This window comes from Corynebacterium uterequi, assembly GCF_001021065.1.
Lineage (GTDB): Bacteria > Actinomycetota > Actinomycetes > Mycobacteriales > Mycobacteriaceae > Corynebacterium > Corynebacterium uterequi.
In genome coordinates this window covers 389,826-409,830 of record NZ_CP011546.1, presented here as the reverse complement: position 1 = coordinate 409,830, position 20,005 = coordinate 389,826, and the positions used below count along the sequence as shown (strand labels likewise).

Annotated in this window: 16 protein-coding genes and 1 pseudogene; 4 read left to right on the top strand and 13 right to left on the bottom strand. The window is 65.6% G+C overall.

What is annotated here, in order from left to right; all coding sequences use genetic code 11:
- Window position 1 precedes the first annotated feature (1 nt).
- Both eccCa and CUTER_RS01905 read right to left on the bottom strand, forming a co-directional pair.
- Window positions 2-3,622: a type VII secretion protein EccCa gene (gene eccCa / locus CUTER_RS01910; RefSeq protein WP_047259005.1), complete on the bottom strand. Its 3,621-nt coding sequence runs from the start codon at window positions 3,620-3,622 to the stop codon at window positions 2-4.
- A gap of 569 nt (window positions 3,623-4,191) precedes the next feature.
- Complete coding sequence (locus CUTER_RS01905; protein ID WP_047259004.1) at window positions 4,192-5,457, bottom strand: HNH endonuclease signature motif containing protein; 1,266 nt, start codon at window positions 5,455-5,457, stop codon at window positions 4,192-4,194.
- A 532-nt stretch (window positions 5,458-5,989) separates the two neighbouring features.
- Between CUTER_RS01905 and CUTER_RS01895 the strand changes: the two genes are divergently transcribed.
- From CUTER_RS01895 to CUTER_RS01885, 3 genes are all read left to right on the top strand, one after another.
- A protein-coding gene (locus CUTER_RS01895; RefSeq protein WP_144412218.1) for an IS3 family transposase occupies window positions 5,990-7,215 on the top strand; the annotation gives its coding sequence in 2 pieces (ribosomal slippage) (window positions 5,990-6,257 and window positions 6,257-7,215; 1,227 coding nt in all).
- Window positions 7,216-8,262: 1,047 nt separating this feature from the next.
- A complete protein-coding gene (eccD, locus tag CUTER_RS01890) occupies window positions 8,263-9,612 on the top strand; it encodes a type VII secretion integral membrane protein EccD (RefSeq protein WP_082121224.1) in 1,350 nt (449 codons plus the stop codon).
- Window positions 9,612-10,853 (top strand): S8 family serine peptidase, encoded by a 1,242-nt coding sequence (locus CUTER_RS01885; protein ID WP_052843980.1) that lies wholly within the window; start codon window positions 9,612-9,614, stop codon window positions 10,851-10,853. The genes eccD and CUTER_RS01885 overlap by 1 nt, the downstream gene beginning before the upstream one ends.
- Here CUTER_RS01885 and eccB read toward each other — a convergent pair.
- From eccB to CUTER_RS11210, 11 genes are all read right to left on the bottom strand, one after another.
- Complete coding sequence (gene eccB / locus CUTER_RS01880; protein ID WP_047259002.1) at window positions 10,774-12,048, bottom strand: type VII secretion protein EccB; 1,275 nt, start codon at window positions 12,046-12,048, stop codon at window positions 10,774-10,776. The two genes, CUTER_RS01885 and eccB, sit on opposite strands and share 80 nt — an antisense overlap.
- A gap of 45 nt (window positions 12,049-12,093) precedes the next feature.
- Window positions 12,094-12,957, bottom strand: coding sequence for a tRNA pseudouridine(38-40) synthase TruA (truA, locus tag CUTER_RS01875; protein WP_082121223.1), 864 nt, complete (start codon window positions 12,955-12,957; stop codon window positions 12,094-12,096).
- A gap of 120 nt (window positions 12,958-13,077) precedes the next feature.
- Window positions 13,078-13,560 (bottom strand): 50S ribosomal protein L17, encoded by a 483-nt coding sequence (gene rplQ / locus CUTER_RS01870; RefSeq protein WP_047259000.1) that lies wholly within the window; start codon window positions 13,558-13,560, stop codon window positions 13,078-13,080.
- A gap of 52 nt (window positions 13,561-13,612) precedes the next feature.
- Window positions 13,613-14,629 carry a DNA-directed RNA polymerase subunit alpha gene (locus tag CUTER_RS01865; protein ID WP_047258999.1) on the bottom strand — a complete coding sequence of 339 codons (1,017 nt, stop codon included), beginning with the start codon at window positions 14,627-14,629 and terminating at the stop codon, window positions 13,613-13,615.
- A gap of 121 nt (window positions 14,630-14,750) precedes the next feature.
- Complete coding sequence (rpsD, locus tag CUTER_RS01860; protein ID WP_047258998.1) at window positions 14,751-15,356, bottom strand: 30S ribosomal protein S4; 606 nt, start codon at window positions 15,354-15,356, stop codon at window positions 14,751-14,753.
- 22 nt (window positions 15,357-15,378) lie between these two features.
- Complete coding sequence (rpsK, locus tag CUTER_RS01855) at window positions 15,379-15,780, bottom strand: 30S ribosomal protein S11 (RefSeq protein ID WP_047258997.1); 402 nt, start codon at window positions 15,778-15,780, stop codon at window positions 15,379-15,381.
- A 4-nt stretch (window positions 15,781-15,784) separates the two neighbouring features.
- Entirely contained in the window at window positions 15,785-16,153 is a 369-nt protein-coding gene (rpsM, locus tag CUTER_RS01850) for a 30S ribosomal protein S13 (RefSeq protein ID WP_047258996.1), read from the bottom strand.
- Window positions 16,154-16,364: 211 nt separating this feature from the next.
- Window positions 16,365-16,583: a translation initiation factor IF-1 gene (gene infA, locus CUTER_RS01845; RefSeq protein ID WP_047258995.1), complete on the bottom strand. Its 219-nt coding sequence runs from the start codon at window positions 16,581-16,583 to the stop codon at window positions 16,365-16,367.
- A 144-nt stretch (window positions 16,584-16,727) separates the two neighbouring features.
- Complete coding sequence (map, locus tag CUTER_RS01840) at window positions 16,728-17,525, bottom strand: type I methionyl aminopeptidase (RefSeq protein ID WP_047258994.1); 798 nt, start codon at window positions 17,523-17,525, stop codon at window positions 16,728-16,730.
- Between the two features lie 159 nt (window positions 17,526-17,684).
- On the bottom strand, window positions 17,685-17,849 hold the full coding sequence (locus CUTER_RS11705; protein WP_158408107.1) for a hypothetical protein: 165 nt from the start codon (window positions 17,847-17,849) through the stop codon (window positions 17,685-17,687).
- Window positions 17,850-17,865: 16 nt separating this feature from the next.
- Window positions 17,866-18,351 carry a hypothetical protein gene (locus CUTER_RS11210; protein ID WP_082121222.1) on the bottom strand — a complete coding sequence of 162 codons (486 nt, stop codon included), beginning with the start codon at window positions 18,349-18,351 and terminating at the stop codon, window positions 17,866-17,868.
- Between the two features lie 310 nt (window positions 18,352-18,661).
- Here CUTER_RS11210 and CUTER_RS01835 point away from each other — a divergent pair.
- Window positions 18,662-19,954 (top strand): annotated as a pseudogene (locus CUTER_RS01835) (ISL3 family transposase).
- Window positions 19,955-20,005 lie beyond the last annotated feature (51 nt).

Sequence of the window (20,005 nt, the reverse complement as noted above, 5' to 3'; positions counted from 1 at the left end):
GTTATACCTGCGCTATCTGATAGAGGCCGCGGTCCTCGCCGCGGATGACAAACCGGGCCCGCCCCGGCGGTTGCAAAGACGTGGTCACCCCGAACACCGGGCCGTCCTCCCGCTCCGCCGAGAGCACCAACGCCGCCGGCTGGGTGTCACGCAGCGCCGCCAAGAACCCGGAATACAACGCCCGCGCCACCCCACCGGACTTCCGGGCAACCACGACATGCAGCCCAATGTCCCGGGCGTGCGGCAACAGCTCCGCCAACTCCCGCAGCTGCGTCTCGGGCACCAACTCCAGATCGTCGATGACCACGAACAGCTCCGGGCCGGACCACCACGACCGGCTCGCCAGCGCGGCGGCATCCAGCTCCGCGCCGGGCAGGCGTTGGCGCAGGGTGATGACGGTGTCGCGCAGCGCGTCCTCGGCGGCAGCCGTCGACGCCGCGTAGGCCGCCAACAGCTCATCACCCACCCGGCCGAGGTGCGCCCGCCGGACGTCGACGACCACGAGGCGCACGTCGGCCCGGTCCCGGGTGCTCAGCCCCGCCAACACCGCGGCGACGGCGGTGGACTTGCCGGACTCCGCCGCGCCGACGATGACCAGGTGAGAGTCCACCTCCGGGTGCCAATAGCCGGGCTGAAGCATCGGCCCGCCGACGCCAAACACAACCGCCCCGGCCGGCGTCGTTGGCGCCGGCTCCAGCGAGGCCAGCGACAACGACGTCGGCAGCAGCTTCAACCTAGGCACGGGGTGCTGGCCTAGGTTCTCGGCGCGCACCCGCAGGTGCTCGATGTCCTGCGCGGAGGTGAACGCGACGAGCATCTGCTCCCCCTCCGTGGTCACGCCACGCCCCGGTGAGACCGGCACCGCGGCCTGGGCCTTGCGGTTGACGATGGAATCCATCGGGTCCCCGACCCGCAGCTCGATGCGATGGCCCAACAGGTCGCGGATGGCGGGGCGCAGGGTGGTCCACCGGGGTGTGGCTATCGCCAGATGCACGCCGGCGGCCGGGCCGTCGGCGGCCAGCGCGGTGACCTGGTCCACCAGCGCCTCCAGGTCGGAGCCGGCGGCGGCGATGGCGTGCCAGCCGTCGATGACCAACAGCGTGTGCCCGTCCTGGCCCGAGGTGACAAACCCCGCCACCTCGTCCACAATCCGCCGGATCTTCTCCGTTTCCCCACGCCCGGCGTAGCCCGCCACGTGCGGCAGTCGCGTCAACGTCGCCAAGAAGCCGCCACCTAGGTCGATGAGGTACACCCGCAGCTGCGAGGTCGTGGTACTCAGCGCCAGCGCGCCGACGAGGGTGACTAAGGCCATCGACTTTCCCGTCTGAGGCGACCCGCAGACGGCCACATGCCCGCCACGGGTGGTGAGGTCCAGCGTGTACGGGTCCTGGCGCTGGTGGTACGGCCGGTCAATCATGCCGATGGTGGCACTCAGCGCCGCAGCACCTTCCGTGGCCACCGCGGAGAGCTCGACGCGCTCGGGCAGCGGATCCAACCACACGCAGTGCGCCTTAAGCCCCCGCACGCGGGCGGCGTCGCGGGCGGCGTCGACGACCACCCGCAGCAGCGTCGTGGACGCATCGGTGACGTACTCGGCGTCGGCGTCGCCGGGGGCGTCGACGACAATCCCCCGGAACTCCTCCACCCCACGCGGCCCGTCGGGCGACGTGGCGTCCTCCCTGCGCACCCTCCGGCTGACCGGCCCGGACACGTACGCCGCCTGGAAACGCGTGAGCTTCTCGGAATCCGTGCGCAGGTACCCGGAACCGGGCCTCGACGGCAGGTGGTAGGCATCCGGCACCCCGAGGACCTGCCGAGACTCCCCCGCAGAGAAGGTTTTTAACCCAATGCGGTAGGACAGGTGCGAGTCCAACCCGCGCAACTTGCCCTCCTCCAGCCGCTGCGAGGCCAGCAGCAAGTGCACGCCGAGGGAACGGCCCAACCGCCCGATGGCGACGAACAAGTCCGCGAAGTCCGGGTGCTGGCCCAACAACTCGGAGAACTCATCGACGATGATGACCAACGACGGCAACGGCGTCGCCTCAGCGGCGTTGTACTCGGTGATGTTCGCGTAATTACCCGCCTTACGCAGCACCTCCTGGCGGCGATTGAGCTCACCCGACAGGGCGTCGTGCATACGCTCGACGAGCACCGCCTCATCCTGCAGATTCGTGATGACCGCAGCGGTGTGCGGCAGCGATTCGCACCCCAGGAACGTCGCCCCGCCCTTAAAATCCACGAGGACTAAGTTGAGATCCCTTGGCGAGTGCGTGGCCGCCAACGCGGTAACCAGCGTGCGCAGCAACTCTGACTTACCCGACCCCGTGGCGCCAATACACAACCCGTGCGGGCCCATGCCGCCGTGCGCCGCCTCCTTGAGATCCAGGTTGAGCGGGCTCTGACTCTCCGTGACCCCGATCGGCACCACCAGGCGCCGCTGGGTCCCTAGGCTGCCGCGCCACAGCTGGTCCGGAGTGACCGCGTCCGCGCCGTCGATCCCCAACAGCGCCAGCAGATCCCCGGCACGCTGGGCGGTGACCGTGCGCGGCCGACGATACGGGGTCATCGCCCGAGCCAACAGCGCCGCCTCTTTAACGCTGAGGTAGTCCGCCCGGCCCAGGCACTCGGGGCCGTCCTCGGAGACGGCGGTCACGTCCTCGTCCACCACCACCGCCAGGCCCTCCTCCATGCCCCTGGTCATGAGCGAGTGCTGGTCAGCTCCATCCGCTATCGCAATGACCACGTCCCAGGCGTCGTTCGTGAGGTACTCCTCAAACGCCGTGCCCTGGTCGTCGAGCAGCACGATGCGCACATCCGCGGCCGCCGGGTCGGCGCAGTGCGGCAGCCACCGCGTCCACTCCCACCCCCTCCCCTGCACGGACAGCCCAAGGCTTTCCGGCCCAAGAGCGACGACGAGCTGGGCCACCACCGCCCGAACCAGCCCGCGCGCCCTCGGTCCGCTCACCGCGAACAGGCCGAAGGCCTTGAGGTTGAGCACCATCGGCATCTCCGGGACCACGGACACCGAGTTGAGGATGCGACGCACGCTCATCGCGCACACCGGCTCCAGGTCCTCGGCCGCGCCGGACTCGCGCACGTCGACGGGCGTAGTCAGGCGCACCGTGCCCACTCCCACCCGCACCTCGCAGGCGTCCTTATCCGCGGCGGAACGCTCCCACATCCGGTCCGTGCCGACCCGGAACACCAGGTCCTGGGGCAACGGATGGCGGTGCACGGCGTGCATGCGCTGCTTATAGCCATTGGCCAGCGCCTTCTCCCGGACCTGCCCGAGGTGGCGCAGATAGGTCCGCCGCACCTCGTCGACGTCCCCTTCCGACTGCGGAGGCGCAAACATCATGAGCATGGACAGGCCCATCATCAGCGGCACGGCCAGCATGACGGGGCTGGCGGAACGTCCGCCGAGGAACATGACCGCCACCATGGCCACCATCGCTGCAACCATGACGATCGGCATGAGGATCCGCACGATGGGCACCGGCTGCGGCCGACGCGCCGGCGGGACCGCGTCGATGAGGATGTTTCCCGTCGGGCTCGGTGGCGCCGGTTCGCGCTCTCCGGCGCGCCGAGGCTCGACAATGTAGCCGTCGTCAACATCGATCACAGCCGCAGTCCTCCCCCGAGGTTCAAGTGTGTTCCCCACAGTTCAAGTGTGTTCCCCACAGTTCAAGTGTGTTCGCCACAGCCGGCCAGACCCCCGTCGGCCATTCATGGCTGTGGATATGCACCGGATTCTAAGCCACGTTTCCCGCCACGGCACGACGAACGGTGGGTGGGGGTGAAGGGAGCCTCGGGTGGCATCCCCGAACCCGTCACCTTGGCGTGCGACGCTGCATGAGGCTCCGGAGCTTTTTCGGTCCTACTTACTTAAAGCTATTGAAGCGAAACGGCACGCCGGTCCCCCTCTTAAGCAAAGCAACCTGATCCGGCCAAGGGGGTCAACTACTCGGCTGCACCCTCAACTGTGAAGAGCCCCTAAAATAGCCACAACCAGTCCAGTCCGCAGGTCACAGGGTTTCTCACGATGAGGCGGCCGATGGTTTCGTGGACTGTCTTGTTAAGCTCCACAGCGCCGGCCTCGGCACGAGAACGCCACCTATCGACACCCGGCCGAGCGGATTCGCGGCTCCCATGGCTGCTGGAAGAAAGCGTGGCCTAACCCCCAGGCGGGGCTTACGCCGCGGTCGGGGCCTTACGGGCCAGCAACGACTCCAATGTCACCGGCGCACCACGCCGACAACTGACAAAATGCGACCCCCTCGCCCGAAAATGCAACCGCGAAGGGTCCTTATCATCAATCGTGATCCGCATCTGCCCATTCGTGACCAACGTATGACACGCCGAACACAACACCACCAAATTCCACATATCCGTCGGCCCACCCTGAGCCCAGTCCACAATATGATGCATCTCCAACCACCGACTATGCCCACACCCCGGAGTAGCACACACCCCCGACCACTGCGCCACCAACGCTTTGACCTGCCGATTAGTCGCCAACCGCGTCGACGAACTCAACGACACCGCATTCCCCACACCATCCACCAACAAAGTACGCATCCGGGCATTAAACAACTTATCCGCCCGACCCGTAGCCACCGCCGACGGATCACTAACAACCCGCGGCACCCCACCATCATCTTCCCTCACCACGTAGATCACCTCCGCGCCCGGGGCACGCACCCTCGACACCGGCTGGGAACGCACAATATGCACCACCGCCTTAAACGCCCCCATCAACCGCACCCTGGCAGGAGCACCAAACCGACTCACACCCACCACCCCCGCACCGTGCGTGCCGTGCGGATCCAACCCAGCGATCTGATCGGCTACATCCCCAGGTTGAACGTCCGAGTCCTCAATCTTGGTGGTGGTATCGCCGTAGTTGCTTAACTCCGCGGTTTTCAACGCCGCCGCAAACTCCGCAGCCGTATCCGGGTTCAACGTGATACTGACTGTCGTCCACCCATCATCCTGGGTGCGTATACGGATCTTCTCCACCTTGTCTTCCCGCGGTGTCCTCAGCGGCGCAAGTGCTGCGCGTAGCTCAGTGATCGTTAGTCCTTCCGCCGCGGCAACAATGGCGTCTTCTTCATCCTCGGTGGTGGACTCATCGACAACCGCCATGAGCAACCGCACCGCGCAATAGGACAATCGGCCGAGGTAGAACGCGTCAGCAACCCTAGGGTGCTGGGTGATGAACACCGCGACACGGACTAACTCCCGGGCGGTGGACGAGGCGAGTTGGAAGTGGCGGATAAGCCACGTCGCAGTCGACGGGGCGCCGAAGTGTTCGGCCAGCCCACGGGCGTGGAACTGTGCGATCGCGGCGATCAGTGCGGCTTTCGAGCGGGTGATGGTGCGGTGGGCGTGGGTGAGCATGCTGGTGATGTCGTCGTCGCGGGCGTCGGTGAGGTCGATCAGTGATGTGGTGGGCATGAGCTACGTGTCCCCCGTGTGTGGTTTCCCCGTGGTGTGATGATGGTTCCTATCATAGCCGGGTAGAACGTGTTTGCTATCGTACAGGGGTGCGATTTTGGTCACAGTATGCCTGTTGGTGCAGCTGGGCGGGCTAGGCCTTACTGCTGGGTGGGAACGTTTGGTTCGAACGTGGTGGTTATGGTGGGTGATGCACGTGCATCGTTTCAGTGCTCATCGTGGGCTAGAGCCTGCCCCCCCTTCTTTGCTGTCGGCCCGGCCTCGCCGTGGCGTCGACGCTTCCCAAGTGATGCACGTGCATCGCTTCGGGCCGTTTACGACAGCCGTGCGCTCGCCCCGGGTTGGCTGCCGGAAGCCTTCACCCGGGGTGCTGCACGTGCATCGTTTTCGGACTTCATCCACCGGCCGCAAGCTGGCTCATTCGCCGCCGGCCCGGGCTCGCCACTGCGTCTGCGACGCCTCTAAAACGATGTGGGGTTACCCTCGAGTAGTGGACACCTGATAAGGATGGGCCACAGGCCTGTCAGGAAGGATGTCTGTCACTATGGCAACGAGGAAGACCTACACCCCGGAATACCGGCGCGAAGCCGCCCGATTGGTTCTTGATACCGGCCGCCCGATCTCGGTGGTAGCCAAGGAACTCAACATCAACGCCTCCCTGTTGAGCCGGTGGGTGAAGAAAGAACGCCAGCCCAGCGACCCAGCCACACACCAGGCTGAGGTACTCGACGCCGACGAACGCGCAGAACTGCTACGCCTGCGTAAACAGGTCGCCGAGCTCAAGCTTGATAACGAGTTTTTGGGAAAAGCAGCAGCCTTCTTCGCGTCGAAGCAACAAAAGTAGAACGCTTCCAGCTGATGGCGCAGGAGAAGGCCAACTACAGCATCTGCCGCATGGCCAGGCTTTTGCAGGTCTCCCGCTCGGGCTACTACAAGTGGGCGAGCCAGCAAAGGCTCAAAGCTGCCGGTGATGACCCTCGTGACATGCAGCGCGCCGCGCTTGATGCCAGCGTGCTGAGGTCCTGGACCCAGTCCCACCAGACCTACGGAGCACCGCGGATCACCGCTGATCTACGTGGCATGGGCCTGGTGGTGGATAAGAAAACGGTAGCCAAGTCGATGCGCAGGCTGGGCATTGAAGGCATCTCACCGCGATCGTGGACTCCGGCTCGGCGAGTACCCGGTGTAGCACGGCACCAGATCCCAGATCGGGTGGAACGAGTCTTTGACACCGGGGAACTGAATAAGGTGTGGATCTCCGATATCACGTATCTGCGTACCGGGGAGGGTTGGCTGTATCTGTGTGCGGTCCGTGATGGGTGTTCTCGCCGGGTCTTAGGGTGGGCGATGGACGCGCACCAGAGCACTGACCTGGTGGAACGGGCCCTTCGGATGGCGCACACCTTGCGTGGCGAGGTGGCTGAGGGTGTGGTGTTTCACGCTGATCGTGGCACGCAGTTCACCAGTGATCAGCTGTACCGTGTGTGCCAGGAACTCGGGATCGCTCAGTCGGTGGGACGTACTGGGGTGTGTTTTGATAACGCGATGGCTGAATCGTTTTGGGCGACGCTAAAAACGGAGTTCTACCAGCGGCGACGGTGGCGTACCCGGGATCAAGCTCGTCGTGCGGTGGCGGGTTGGATCGAGGGGTTTTACAACCGGCAACGGCGTCATTCGTCGTTGGGTGGTCTCCCACCTGTCAGTTTCGAAAATAATTACCACTTGGAGAAGGAGTCGGCCTCAGGCCGCGCTGCTTAATCGAACTGTCCACGATTTGCGGGCAACCCCAGATGCACGTGCATCGTTTCGGCGCTCATCATGGGCTGGAGCCTGCCCCTTTACCGTCAGCCCGGGCGCCGATGCCTCTCAAGTGATGCACGTGCATCGCTTCAGCCCATTGACGGCGGCCAGGGTTCCAGCCTGACGCGGCCGCAGCTGACGCCTCCTACGCAATCCACCCTCCCGCCCGATACAGACCTCCGGCAAATCGCCTCCCGGGTGATGCACGTGCATCGTTTCGGGCTTCACCGGCCACCTGTAAATGAGCTCCTCGCCGGTGGCCTGTCCCGTCGCATCTCTGCCGGCCCCCGGGTGATGCACGTGCATCCCTTCCGCCCGCTCCGGCGGCTAGGATTCCAGCTCGACGCGGCCACATCCTCGGACTGCTCCCTAGCTTGCCTCCCAGGACCAACCTCCGGCAGATCCCGTCCCCTATGATGCACGTGCATCGTCTGCGGCCATCTGGCTACAGTCGACCCTCTGGCCTGGGTCCGTCAAAGCCCCAGCCAGCCTCCTCGCCCAGGGCCAACCGTCGACGCCTCTCAAGCGATGCACGTGCATCGCTCAGCCATCCTCGTTTCCACCCGCTTCATCCTCCGCTAGCCGCACCCCGCCTAAGCCAAGTCCACCAAAAAGGAACCACGAACGGCATAACACTCCCGCGCTTGTCGAAAGCTCGGGGGCGAAGGCCTGACGCGACATGATTCTGAGCGTGCTCATAGGGCTCGCCTTCTGCCTTCTGTCTGCCCAGATTGCCAAGGAGGTCTCAAGCACGCTAGAAGTCTTCAAAATCCCCAGGTGACGGCAACCTCGGTGCTCTCAGTTGAGGCGCACCACCACCGGGAACATGTCGACGACATCGACACATCATCACTGCATCACTGCGGTTCAAACCGAGACCCTCGCATGGCTCCAGCCGCATATCACTGAAGCTGTCGCCGTTTCCAGCCCTCGCCGACCGCTCAAGCTGTGGACACGAACCGGGTTTTAGGCCAAGATAATCCGTACAGCAGATCAGGGGGAGAAATGTCTGTTCCACGCCACGCCGGGCTAACCCGGCGGTCCGCGCACACGCTGAGAGTGTGCGTCCGCGTCCACATTGGTGCCTTCCGCTCAGAGGCGGATGTGTCCCTGCCGTCGTCGTCTTCCCTGCTGGAGGCGTTACCGGAGTTGCTTGAGCTCGTCGACGCACCCACGGTCACCCGGCCGTGGCGGGCATCCAGCCCCGGTGGCGCCCCGCTGCCGATGGCGGAGCCGCTAGCGGACTTGTCGGTGAACCACGGCGACGTCATCCTGCTACACCCCGCGGAGCCCGTCGACGCGCCGATTGTCCGCGACGCCGCCGAGGCGCTCGTCGCCCAGGCCACCGGTCAGGGCGCGGCCCACGCGTTATCGGCGGCGAGCGTGGCTGGCGCGTGTGCCGCCGCCGGTGCCCTCCTGCCGTGGGTCGGCATCGGGTGGGCGGCGCTGGCCGGGGCGACGACGCTGGTCATCACCGCGTTGTGGCAACGCCGGCGCGGGGAACTCGTCGTACCCGCTGCCCTGTTCGCCGCCGTGGCGGCTGTCTCGGCGGTGGGCGGGCAGGACCTCTGGCATCCCTCGGCCTGGGCGGAGTCCGGCCTGGCGAGCAAAACCTCCCTGGCGTGGATCGCCGCCGCCGGGCTGGCGGCCGCCGCGCTGGTCACGGCGGGGATGCGGATCGTGGGCGTGGCGGGCGATCGGGTGACGGCTGCGCTGCTCACCACGTGCGGGTTGTTCGCCGTCGCCGGCGCGGGACTGTTGGTACCAGGGGATCCGGTGGCCGCGGTGGGGTCGGCGGCGCTGGTGACGATCATCGTCGCCGTGAGCGCGCTGCCCGGGATGGCGACGTCCTTGGCCGGGTTGTCCGTGCCGCGGATCCCCACCGCCGGTCAGGAGATGTCAGTCTCGGACCTGCACCAGCCGGACGTCGACGCCCGCGCGAGCCGGGCACGCGCCCTCGCCGACGGGATCGCGGTGGGTATCGCCGTGGTCGCGGTCGCGGGAGTAGTGGCGGTGGGAAGCGTCGGCGGGTGGGGGGCTCAACTGCTGGCGTTGGCGCTGGCGGGGGCCACGGGACTGCAGGCGGCAAGGTTCCGCCCACCGGTTCCGGCGTGGTGTCTCAGCGTCGTCGCGCTCGTGGCGGCCGTGGTGGCGGCCGCGGGGCATTCGTGGGTGCTGGGAGCTATCGTCGCTGCGGCGACCGTGACCGCACCACTGTGGGCCGGTAGGGTGTCGCGGATCGAGCCGACGTCGGCTATCTGGTGGGAGCGGGCCGAGCTCGTGGCCGTCGTCGCCGTGTTGCCGCTGGCCGGCTGGGTGTCCGGTCTGCTCGCAGCCATTCGGGGGCTGGGCTGATGCGGCGCCTCGCCGCCGTGGCGGCGACGGCCATGCTTAGCCTCGCGATGGGCGGGACTCCCATGCTCATCGCCCAAGACGCGCCGACCGACGCGCCGCCCGAGGAGGTCATCCGGCCCCCGGAGTGCCCCCAACCGGTGCCGGCCCCGCCACCGGATGAGCCGGCCGTTAGCCGGGACTATCTCGGGGTGGCCAGTGGCGCCGGCATCCGGGTCGCTGTCATCGACACCGGGGTGGCCGCTCACCCGGAGCTGGGTACGCTGGAGGCGGTGGCGGACCTGGTGGACCCGGACTTTCCGCAACCGCTGCTGGACTGCGACGGTCACGGCACTGTCGTCGCTGGTGTCATCGCTGGTCGTAGCCTCGGCGTCGCCCCGGACGCGACGGTGCTGTCGATTCGGCAGACGAGCGCCGCTCGCGGCGGAATCGGCGAACCCGTCGGCACGGTCGCCACACTCGCGGAGGCGATCAACCAGGCCGTGGCGGCGGGCGCAAACGTCATCAACATCTCCGTCGTCGCCTGCCTGAGCCCCGCCGAGGTCGCGGCGGCGGACCTGCGGGTGTTGGACGAGGCCCTCGCCGCCGCCGAGGCCGCCGGGGTGGTCGTCGTCGCGGCGGCGGGAAACACGACGGGCGGCTGCGCCGACGACTCGGTGGCGCTTCCTGCCCACGCGGAGACGGTGCTCACCGTCGGCGCCCGGGAAGACGCCTACCATCTCGCCGACTATTCCCTGCCCGGAGCGGACGTCAGCGCCGGGGCGTTCGTGCCTACGGCCGTGTCCCCCACCGGCGAGGGTTTCGCCGGAGCGTTGACACTGCCCACCGGTGAGCTCATTGAGTTCCGGGGCACGAGTTTCGCCGCTCCCGTGGTCACCGGTACCGTGGCGCTGCTCAGGCAGCTCCATCCCGAGCTCTCCGCCGCCGAGGTCCGCGCGCATGTGCTCTCCGCGGCCGAGGGCGGGTTCGTTGACCCCGCCGCCGTCCTCCAGCACGTGCCGACCACGCCGGCGTCGTTGTCGCAGCAGCACGCATGGTTGTCCCCGCCTCACCCCGCCCCCGACGACGTCGAACGGCGCGGGAAGGGATTGCTTGCCGCCGCGGTGGCGATCCTCGTCGCCGCCGCTGCCGCTGGCGGGGTTCTGCGCGGCGGGTGGGGTCCGGTTACAGGCCGTCGGGCACGACGCCGTCCGGGGCGTCCCCTTCGCCGAGGGGTACCGCCCGCCGGGCACGATCGGCGCTGAGCTCAGCCCCCGGCGGCAGTAAACCCACCACCGACCACGGGGCTTTGCCCACCGACGCGACGCCAAGGGCAACCAACCCCTCCTCAGAGATGGGGTAGCGCACCCCCGTCGGGGCGATGATGTGACGCTCGTGTCCGGTGTCCACCGCTATCGCCTGCCCCGGCATGCCTGCCACCGCGGACACTTCGGTGATGCCCGGCACCACCGTTTTCGGCGGCAGCGTCTCGCTCACCCCGGCCCCGCCGTCACCGAGGGCGCAGACGTATCCGGGCTGGCTGGACAATTGAGGCACGGTCGCCGGGAGGTTCACCGGCGGGCCGTCGCGGAACCCGGCGGCGGCGGCCCGCGTCGTGGTTTCGCGCGGCGCCCCGGCGTCGAGGAGGATGGCCGCCTGGGTCGGCGTGAGTTCGGTGACGGAGTCGTCGACGCGGGCCCACCACGTGCCGTCGGCGTCGAGCACCGTGGGCAGCGGCGACGGCAATGCCCACGCGGGCCGGTGGGTCCACCCGGACAGCACCTGCTCGGGGACTGCCAGCAGCGCCGTGTCGGCGCCGATCCCTAAGTTGCGGCGCAGAATCCGGCCATCGGCGCTATCGGCGGTGGGTAGCTCCCGTCGGCCGTCGGCGGTGACCAGCCACTGCGTGCCCGCGGCGTCGACGAGCAGGGCCGCGTCGCCCGACAGCCGCGGCGGGGCGGGTGCCGCCGGGCCGACGACCACCACCTCTTGCTCGGCATCCGAGCAGACCGACCAAGCGGCGGGTAAGGCACTGAAGTCCTCCGCGATCGACCCCGGTGCCAGGGGGATGCCCACGAGGGGTCCGTGCTCAATCCCGGCGAAGAACTCCGCGCCGGCGCGGGCCGGGTCGGCGGCCTCACCGACGATGAGCCGCGCAGAGGCCAGATTCGTCACGGGGAACACGCGGCCGTCGACGTGGACGTACAGCGCCCCGGACGCGTCGGCGAGGATGGGAGCCTCACCGGGGCGGGCTTCGGGCTTCATCCACGCGAACAGTCCGGCGCCGAGCATCGTCAGCACCAGCGCCACCACCCCGAAAATGAGCGCCCGGCTCCGGGAACGCAGTGGGTCGTGGATCATGCGGATGTCGCCGAAGATGAGGCCGTGCTCGACCCGGCGCCGCAGGAACTTGTGCCCGGATACCTGCACCCTGGTGGTTGGCAGCATCGGCGAACTCATGATCGCTTCCCCTCCAAAGAGATCACGTACGTGCTGGCAGTTAGCCTAGGCGGTAGGCGCCCCCGGCGCATCTCGACGAGCACGGGTGGCCAGGGCGCGGGCGGCGAGCTGATCGTCACCGGGGTAATCGACGCCCGTGAGCGTGAGCCCCTTCGCCGGGGCGACGGGGATCTGCGAGCTGCGCTGTTCCTGCCCCAGCAGCGCGGCGACGAAGTCGACGTCGCGGCGTCCCTGGCCCACGCTCAGGCACGCGCCCACGAGGGAACGCACCATGGACCAGCAGAAGGCATCGGCGACGACGGTGGCGACGTACACCTGCTCTGACGCAGCGCCGTCGACCCGCCAGCTAAATTCCTGCAGGTCACGCACCGTGGTGGCGTTGGGGCGGGCCTTGCAAAACGCGGCGAAGTCATGCAGGCCCAGCAGCACCGTGGCGGCATCCTGCATGGCGTGAACATCCACGCTGTGCGGCCACGAGGCGGTATCGCGGGCCCGGGTGGGAAGCGCGCCTGCCGGGTGGGTACACACGCGGTACTCGTAGTGGCGGCGCAGGGCGGAGAAGCGGGCGTCGAACCCGGCCGGGGCTATTGAGACGGCGCCGACGCGAACGTCGTCGGGCAGGAAACGCCCCAAACGTCTCACCAGGCGCGATGGGTCGCCGTCGATGGAACGCTGCGCCAGGCTCGACGCTGGCACGTCGACGTGCGCGACCTGGCCGGTGGCGTGCACGCCGGCGTCGGTGCGCCCGGCGACGGTGAGCCGCACCGGGGTGCGCAGGATCAGGCTGAGTGCGTCCTCCAGCACCCCCTGGACGGTGCGCAGCGCGGGGTCCTTCTGCGCGGCCCAGCCGTGGAAGTCGGTGCCGTCGTAGGCGATGTCAAGGCGAAGCCTTAAGTCCTGGTCGGTCATCGGGGCATCCTTCTTAAGTGGGACGTCGTTGAGCATATAAAACCGCCCCGCCGCGGGCGCCCACGTTAGGTGGGTACCGGTGCGGCGGGGCGACAAGCCACGCGGGGCCCGGGGCAGAACTTAGTTCTGCTCGGCCTCGGCGGACTCGGGGGCCTCGGTGTTCTCGGCCTCAGCGGCGTCGGCTTCCTCGGCCTGCTTCTGGGAGGCGGCGGCGCGGGTAGCGCGGGTCGCCTCGGCAGCGGCAGTCTCCTCCAGGACCAGCTCAACGCGGGTCATGGGGGCATTGTCGCCGGCGCGGTTCTCCAGCTTGATGAGCCGGACGTAGCCGCCCTGGCGGTTCTCGAACTTCGGGGCCAGCTCGTCGAAGAGGTGCTTGATGACGGTCTCGTTCTGGACCTTCTTCAAAGCGTTACGACGGTCGGCCAGCGTGCCACCCTTGGCCTTGGTGACGAGCTTCTCCGCGTAGGGACGCAGCATCTTCGCCTTGGCGTCGGTGGTCTTGATGGCGTGGTGCTCGAACAGAGCCGCGGCCAGGTTAGACATAATGTGCTTCTGGTTAGCCGCGGAGCCGCCGAGACGGGCGCCCTTCTTAGGTGCAGGCATGGGTTACTCCTCGTATACGTGTGCTTAAGCGCGTTAAAGCTGATGAGACGTTTTACTCGGAATCTTCAGCGCTCGGGTCAATGTAGCCGCCGGTTTCGGCGTCATAGCCTTCGAGCTCACTCGGGTCAAAGTCCTCCGGCGCGTCCTTGAGGGTGAGACCCAGCTGCGCGAGCTTGATCTTCGCCTCGTTGATGGACTTCTGCCCAAAGTTGCGGATATCCAGCAGGTCGGACTCAGTGCACTCAGCGAGCGCGCCGACGGTGTGGATCTCCTGCCGCTTAAGGCAGTTGTAGGAGCGGACGGAGAAGTTCAGGTCCTCGATCGGCATCTGGTACGCCGCGATGAACTCGGTCTCCTGCGGCGACGGCCCGATCTCGATGCCCTCGGCAGAGGTGTTGAGCTCACGGGCCAGGCCGAAGAGCTCCACCAGGGTGCCGCCGGCGGAAGCCAGGGCATCTCGCGCGGTGATGGAGTTCTTGGTCTCGACGTCGATGATGAGCCGGTCAAAGTCGGTACGGCCCTCAACACGAGTGGCCTCAACCTTGTAGCTGACCTTGAGGACCGGGGAGTAGATCTGGTCGACCGGGATGCGACCCAGGTCGGCGGAGGACACCGAGGAGGCGGCCGGCACGTAGCCGCGGCCCCGCTCGACGATGAGCTCCATGTCGATCTTCGCGTGCTCATTGAGGGTGGCGATGTGGTGATCGGGGTTGTGGATCTCCACGCCGGCCGGCGGCTGAATGTCGCCGGCGGTAACCACACCCGGTCCCTCCTTGGACAGGTACATGGATACCGGCTCGTCGGACTCCGACGAGAGCACCAGGCCCTTGACGTTGAGGATGATCTCGGTGACGTCCTCGGCAACGCCGTTGATCGTGGTGAACTCGTGGAGGACACCGTCGATCTTGATGCTGGTCACGGCCGCGCCCGGGATGGACGACAGCAGGGTGCGACGCAGCGAGTTGCCCAGGGTGTAGCCGAAGCCCGGCTCCAGCGGCTCGATGGTGAACTTCGAGCGCGCCTGGTCGATGACTTCCTCGGTGAGGGTGGGACGCTGGGAAATGAGCATGCTTTTCTCCTTATTCGGCGACCGCTATCTGACGCCGGGTAGGAAACGATGGGGGCGAGTGAAGATTCCTCCCCCACACTCGACGACGCCGGGGCGCCGCGCAGGTGCGGGAAAGAAGGGTTTACTTCGAGTAGAACTCGACGATGAGCTGCTCCTGCAGCGGAACGTCGATCTGAGCGCGCTCGGGCAGCTGGTGCACGAGGATGCGCAGGGTGGACGGAACGACCTGAAGCCAGGCCGGGACGACGGCGTCGACCAGCAGGTCCTGGGCCTCTTCGAACCACAGCATCTTGCGCGACTTCTCGCGCACATCGATGATGTCGTACTGCGTGACCTTGAAGGACGGGACGTCGATCTTCTTGCCGTTCACGGTGAAGTGACCGTGGGAGACCAGCTGACGCGCCTGACGGCGGGTACGAGCCAGGCCGGCGCGGTAGATGACGTTGTCCAGACGGGACTCCAGCAGGATCAGCAGGTTGTCGCCGGTCTTGCCCGGGAGGCGGTTAGCCTCCTGGTAGTAGCGGCGGAACTGCTTCTCCATGACGCCGTAGGCGAAGCGAGCCTTCTGCTTCTCCTGCAGCTGGATGAGGTACTCGGACTCCTTGATGCGAGCGCGGCCAGCCTGCCCCGGGGGGTAGGGGCGACGCTCGAAGGACATATCTCCGCCGACGAGGTCGACGCGGAGACGACGAGACTTACGGGTGACGGGGCCGGTATAACGAGCCATTTTCTAGTTACCTTTCCTTTCCCTAGACGCGGCGACGCTTCGGCGGACGGCAGCCGTTGTGCGGCTGGGGGGTCACATCCGAGATCGAGGACACCTCAAGGCCGGCGGCCTGGAGGGAACGGATGGCGGTCTCACGGCCCGAGCCCGGGCCCTTCACGAAAACGTCAACCTTCTTCATGCCGTGCTCCATCGCCTTGCGGGCGGCGTTCTCGGCAGCCATCTGAGCGGCGAACGGGGTGGACTTACGGGAGCCCTTGAACCCGACGTGCCCGGAGGAAGCCCAGGAGATCACGGCACCGTGCGGATCGGTGATCGACACGATGGTGTTGTTGAAGGTGGACTTGATGTAGGCGTGGCCCTGGGCCACATTCTTCTTGACGACGCGACGGCCAGTACGGCGCGCGCCACGGCTCTTCGGAGGCATCTAGTTACTTCTTCTTTCCTGCGATCGTCTTCTTCGGTCCCTTACGCGTGCGCGCGTTGGTCTTGGTGCGCTGGCCGCGGACGGGCAGGCCACGACGGTGGCGCAGACCCTGGTAGGAACCAATTTCAATCTTGCGACGGATGTCAGCGGCAACCTGGCGGCGGAGGTCACCCTCGACCTTCCAGGTGGACTCGATGACGTCACGAAGCGCGGACACCTGATCATCGGTCAGGTTGTCGGTACGCAGGTCCGGGGAAATACCGGTACGCTCCAGGAGCTCCTTGGCTCGGGCAGGGCCGATGCCATAGATGTAGGTGAGTGCGATCTCCATGCGCTTGTTGCGCGGCAGATCAACACCAGCAAGACGTGCCATGTGGTACGTGCCTTTCGGGTTGGTACGGTGGTTTTCTCCCCATCCGTCCCCGCCACGCGACGCTTTGTCCGGGCCGATGACCGGAGGAGTGGGTCGTGATTCGCGGGGCTTCGGCCACCGTGGCCGAAGGTGGATCAGGTTCGACGGCGCGCGCGAGACCATCACGCGGCGACACTGTGCGCCGAACCCTAGGTGAGGAGGCTGTCAGATCTTACTTGTAGCGGTAGACGATGCGGCCGCGGGTCAGGTCGTAGGGAGACAACTCCACCACGACGCGATCCTCCGGGAGGATGCGGATGTAGTGCTGGCGCATCTTGCCGCTGATGTGGGCAAGCACCTTGTGTCCGTTGTCGAGCTCGACACGGAAGTTAGCGTTCGGCAGAGGTTCGACGATTCGACCCTCGACCTCGATTGCACCTTCTTTTGCCATATCCTCTTTCAATCCTGGCCCCTGATCTCCACCATGGGTGCAGGTCAGGCCATATCTTCGACCAATGCAAGTAGGCGATACACGCTTCATTAGCTCCATTCCACGTGTACCTTCGACGCAGCTTACGCCACTGACCAGTCAAAATCAAACGTCACGCGGGGTGAGGATGCGCGGTCCATCCGCAGTCGCAGCGACGGTGTGCTCCCAGTGCGACGCCCAGGAGCCATCCGTGGTGACCACCGTCCATCCGTCCTCCAGCACCGCGTTGTCCACGGTGCCGGCGGCCAGCATCGGCTCAATCGCCAACACGGAGCCTTCCTGAATGATCGGCCCCCGGCCCTTGCGGCCTTCGTTGGCCAAGTACGGGTCCTCATGCATGGTCCGGCCGATGCCGTGCCCGCCGTAACCGTCCACGATGAACAGATCAACGTCGAAGCGCGCCTCCGCCGCGTAGGTCGCCTGCTCCAGCGCGAAGGACACATCCGTGAGGCGATTGCCGGGAACCATCGCCTTGAGCCCCTCGTGTAGCACCCACTCGGTGGCGCGGTTGAGCCGATCGCTGGCGTCGTCAAGCTCGCCGATGCCGAAGCTCCACGCCGAATCCCCCACCCAGCCATCGAGCGTCGCCCCGCAGTCGATGCTCACGAGGTCCCCCTCGTGGATAATGGTGTCCGCATCCGGGATTCCGTGGACGATGACCTCATTGACCGAGGCGCAGATCGACGCCGGGAACCCTTGGTAGCCCTTAAACGTCGGAATCGCGCCGGCATCCCGGATGACGGCCTCCGCAATGGCGTCGAGGTCAGCGGTACTCATGCCGGGTTTTGCGGCCTGCCGAACGGCGACGAGTGCCTGACCGACGATCCGTCCGGCCGCCTCCATGGCGTCGAGCTCGCCCGGCGTCTTCGCCGGGACCTTCTTCATACGCTTGCGAAACGCCATGTTAAATATCAGACCTCTCAGTGTAACTATGAGCAAACAACAACTATGCCCACGCTACACCGGGCGGACAACGGCGAACGCCCCCGACGCCAGGCGGCGCCTCAGGGCAGCGGCCGCGCACGGCTTCGGGGGCGGGAGTCAGATCAGGCTAGGGAGCGTCTAATTCTTCGGCGCGTAGGATTTCGCCGCTAGCCCAAGGCCCGCGATCGCAAACAAAAGGAAAATGACCGCAGGCTTTCCCATGACCACAACCAGTGCCGCGCTGGCTAGCGCAATGCCAATCCATATGTTGATAGTGGTCTGCGGGTCCTTGATGGTTCTCATACTTGACACCGCTTCCCTAGCAGAAAGTTGCAGCGCCGACCAGTGCGCCGCCGACTGTGCCCGCTGGCCCGCCGGCAGACCCTACGAGTGCGGAGCCAGCCGTCCCAGCGACACACTTGCCCCACTTTGACCACCAACCGTACGTCACGTAACCACCGACTTCAGTCCTGGTTACATGGAGCTTGTTCTCCCCATCAAACCAGTAGTAGAATTCAATAGGATCACCGTTACTGTCAGTTGCTACAGTCGGAAGAACCTCCGTTACATTCCCATCGTCATCAACAACACTAACACTGTCACCTTCCTTCACGAAAGAGTATCCGTCAGTAAGGTTGACGATGACATCACGGCCATCCGGGCTTGAAGAGAAAGAGAAATACTGTGCATTCTCTCGGGTGACGTTGGGTGTCGCCTGATCTGCAAATGCGATCGCCGTAGGGGCCAGCCCACAGAGAATAGTTGCAGCCGCTGAAAGGCAGGCTGCACGACGGATGATGCTCATGGTGGAACTCCTTATAAAGGACACTATCCATACGCCCAGTCACAAGGAAAAGCTCAAAAGAGCGACCGAGGTAAGGCTAGTACGGAGACTGGAACAACCGGGTTCTACACTCAATCCGAAGTTCCAGTATCAGCTTTTGCCGATAAGGTAAGCATAACCTTACCCCCTACGTCGCACAAGAGTTATGAGCCTATATTTCTGTGAGTTGTATCACTTTTTCGCCCTTAGCAGTTGAGGGTGTAGCCGCGTAGTCGGTGCCGTGGCCGGCGCGGGTCGAGGTCCTTGGCATGATGAACGTTGCGACACACACATCACGAAAGACCTCGACACGGACTACGCTACCTGGACCCGGCCTGATCTGACCACGTTTTACGGCCTCGACCACGAGGAAGCGATCCTGCTATGCCGCCCAACAAATCCCGATGATCGCCGCCACCGGTGCGGATGCCCTGGCCGAGCCCGCGACAGCATCATCCTCACGCTCGCTCACATCCCCTTCGGATGACGACCGAGCACCTTGCACATCCGACTACGCCGCTACCAGTGCACCAACTGCGGGCATGTATGGCGCCATGACCTTAACCCAGGCGTGTCAGCCTCGTTCGCGCCTGTCCCGCGGGGCGCTACGCTGGGCGTTGGAAGCCTTGGTGGTCAACCATATGTCGATGTCACGCATCGCCGCTTCGGTTGGCGGTGTCCTGGAACACCGCCAATGCTGCCGTTTTAGCCGAAGGTAAGCGGGTCTTGCTTGATGATCCGGCCCGGTTCGATGATGTCACCGTGATCGGGGTGGACGAGCACGTCTGGCGCCACACCCGCCGCGGCGACCACTATGTCACCGTTGTCATCGATTTAACCCCGGTGAGTACTGGTAGTGGGCCTAGTAGGTTGTTGGCGATGATCGAAGGGCGCTCCAAGCAGGTCTTTAAAGCCTTGGCTTGCATCCCAGCCACCAGCGTGGCGCGACGGGGTGGAGGTCATCGCGATGGATGGCTTTACTGGGTTTAAAACCGCTGCTGAGCAGGAGATCCCTCACGCCACGGCAGTCATGGATCCGTTTCACGTCATCCGGTTAGCAGGCGATGCGCTGGATGATTGTCGGCGTCGCGTGCAGGTCGAGCTTCATGGTGGCCGCGGGCGTAAGAACCACCCGTTGTATCACAACCGGCGGACCCTTCATACTGGTGTGGGGTTGCTCACCGACAGGCAGTACCAACGGTTGCAAGGGTTGTTTGCTGATGATCATCATGTCGAAGTCGAGGCGACGTGGGGTGTGTATCAGCGGATGATCACCGCGTACCGGGCTAAGCGTCGGGCCGAAGGTAAGAAGATCATGGCGGAGCTGATTACTTCGGTCGCTTCGGGGGTTCCTCGTGGGTTGGTCGAGGTGGCTCGTCCTGGCCGGACTTTGACGAAGCGGCGGGAGGACATCCTGGCGTTTTTCGATCATCCTGGCTCGAGCAACGGCCCGGCTGAGGCGATCAACGGGCGGTTGGAACACCTACGTGGTACCGCCTTGGGGTTTCGCAACCTCACGCACTACATCGCCCGTAGCCTGCTGGAGGCTGGCGGGGTCAGACCCCTACTACACCCTCAATTGTGAAGAGAATATAAGGGCCGCAACCTCGTGGAACAGGATGTGACCTGCTCGACA

Coding starts and splice junctions, on each gene's coding strand:
- CUTER_RS01905 (WP_047259004.1), bottom strand. CDS start 5,457: ATGCCCACCACATCACTGATCGACCTCACCGACGCCCGCGACGACGAC.
- eccD (WP_082121224.1), top strand. CDS start 8,263: ATGTCTGTTCCACGCCACGCCGGGCTAACCCGGCGGTCCGCGCACACG.
- CUTER_RS01885 (WP_052843980.1), top strand. CDS start 9,612: ATGCGGCGCCTCGCCGCCGTGGCGGCGACGGCCATGCTTAGCCTCGCG.
- eccB (WP_047259002.1), bottom strand. CDS start 12,048: ATGAGTTCGCCGATGCTGCCAACCACCAGGGTGCAGGTATCCGGGCAC.
- truA (WP_082121223.1), bottom strand. CDS start 12,957: ATGACCGACCAGGACTTAAGGCTTCGCCTTGACATCGCCTACGACGGC.
- rplQ (WP_047259000.1), bottom strand. CDS start 13,560: ATGCCTGCACCTAAGAAGGGCGCCCGTCTCGGCGGCTCCGCGGCTAAC.
- CUTER_RS01865 (WP_047258999.1), bottom strand. CDS start 14,629: ATGCTCATTTCCCAGCGTCCCACCCTCACCGAGGAAGTCATCGACCAG.
- rpsD (WP_047258998.1), bottom strand. CDS start 15,356: ATGGCTCGTTATACCGGCCCCGTCACCCGTAAGTCTCGTCGTCTCCGC.
- rpsK (WP_047258997.1), bottom strand. CDS start 15,780: ATGCCTCCGAAGAGCCGTGGCGCGCGCCGTACTGGCCGTCGCGTCGTC.
- rpsM (WP_047258996.1), bottom strand. CDS start 16,153: ATGGCACGTCTTGCTGGTGTTGATCTGCCGCGCAACAAGCGCATGGAG.
- infA (WP_047258995.1), bottom strand. CDS start 16,583: ATGGCAAAAGAAGGTGCAATCGAGGTCGAGGGTCGAATCGTCGAACCT.
- map (WP_047258994.1), bottom strand. CDS start 17,525: ATGGCGTTTCGCAAGCGTATGAAGAAGGTCCCGGCGAAGACGCCGGGC.
- CUTER_RS11705 (WP_158408107.1), bottom strand. CDS start 17,849: ATGAGAACCATCAAGGACCCGCAGACCACTATCAACATATGGATTGGC.
- CUTER_RS11210 (WP_082121222.1), bottom strand. CDS start 18,351: ATGAGCATCATCCGTCGTGCAGCCTGCCTTTCAGCGGCTGCAACTATT.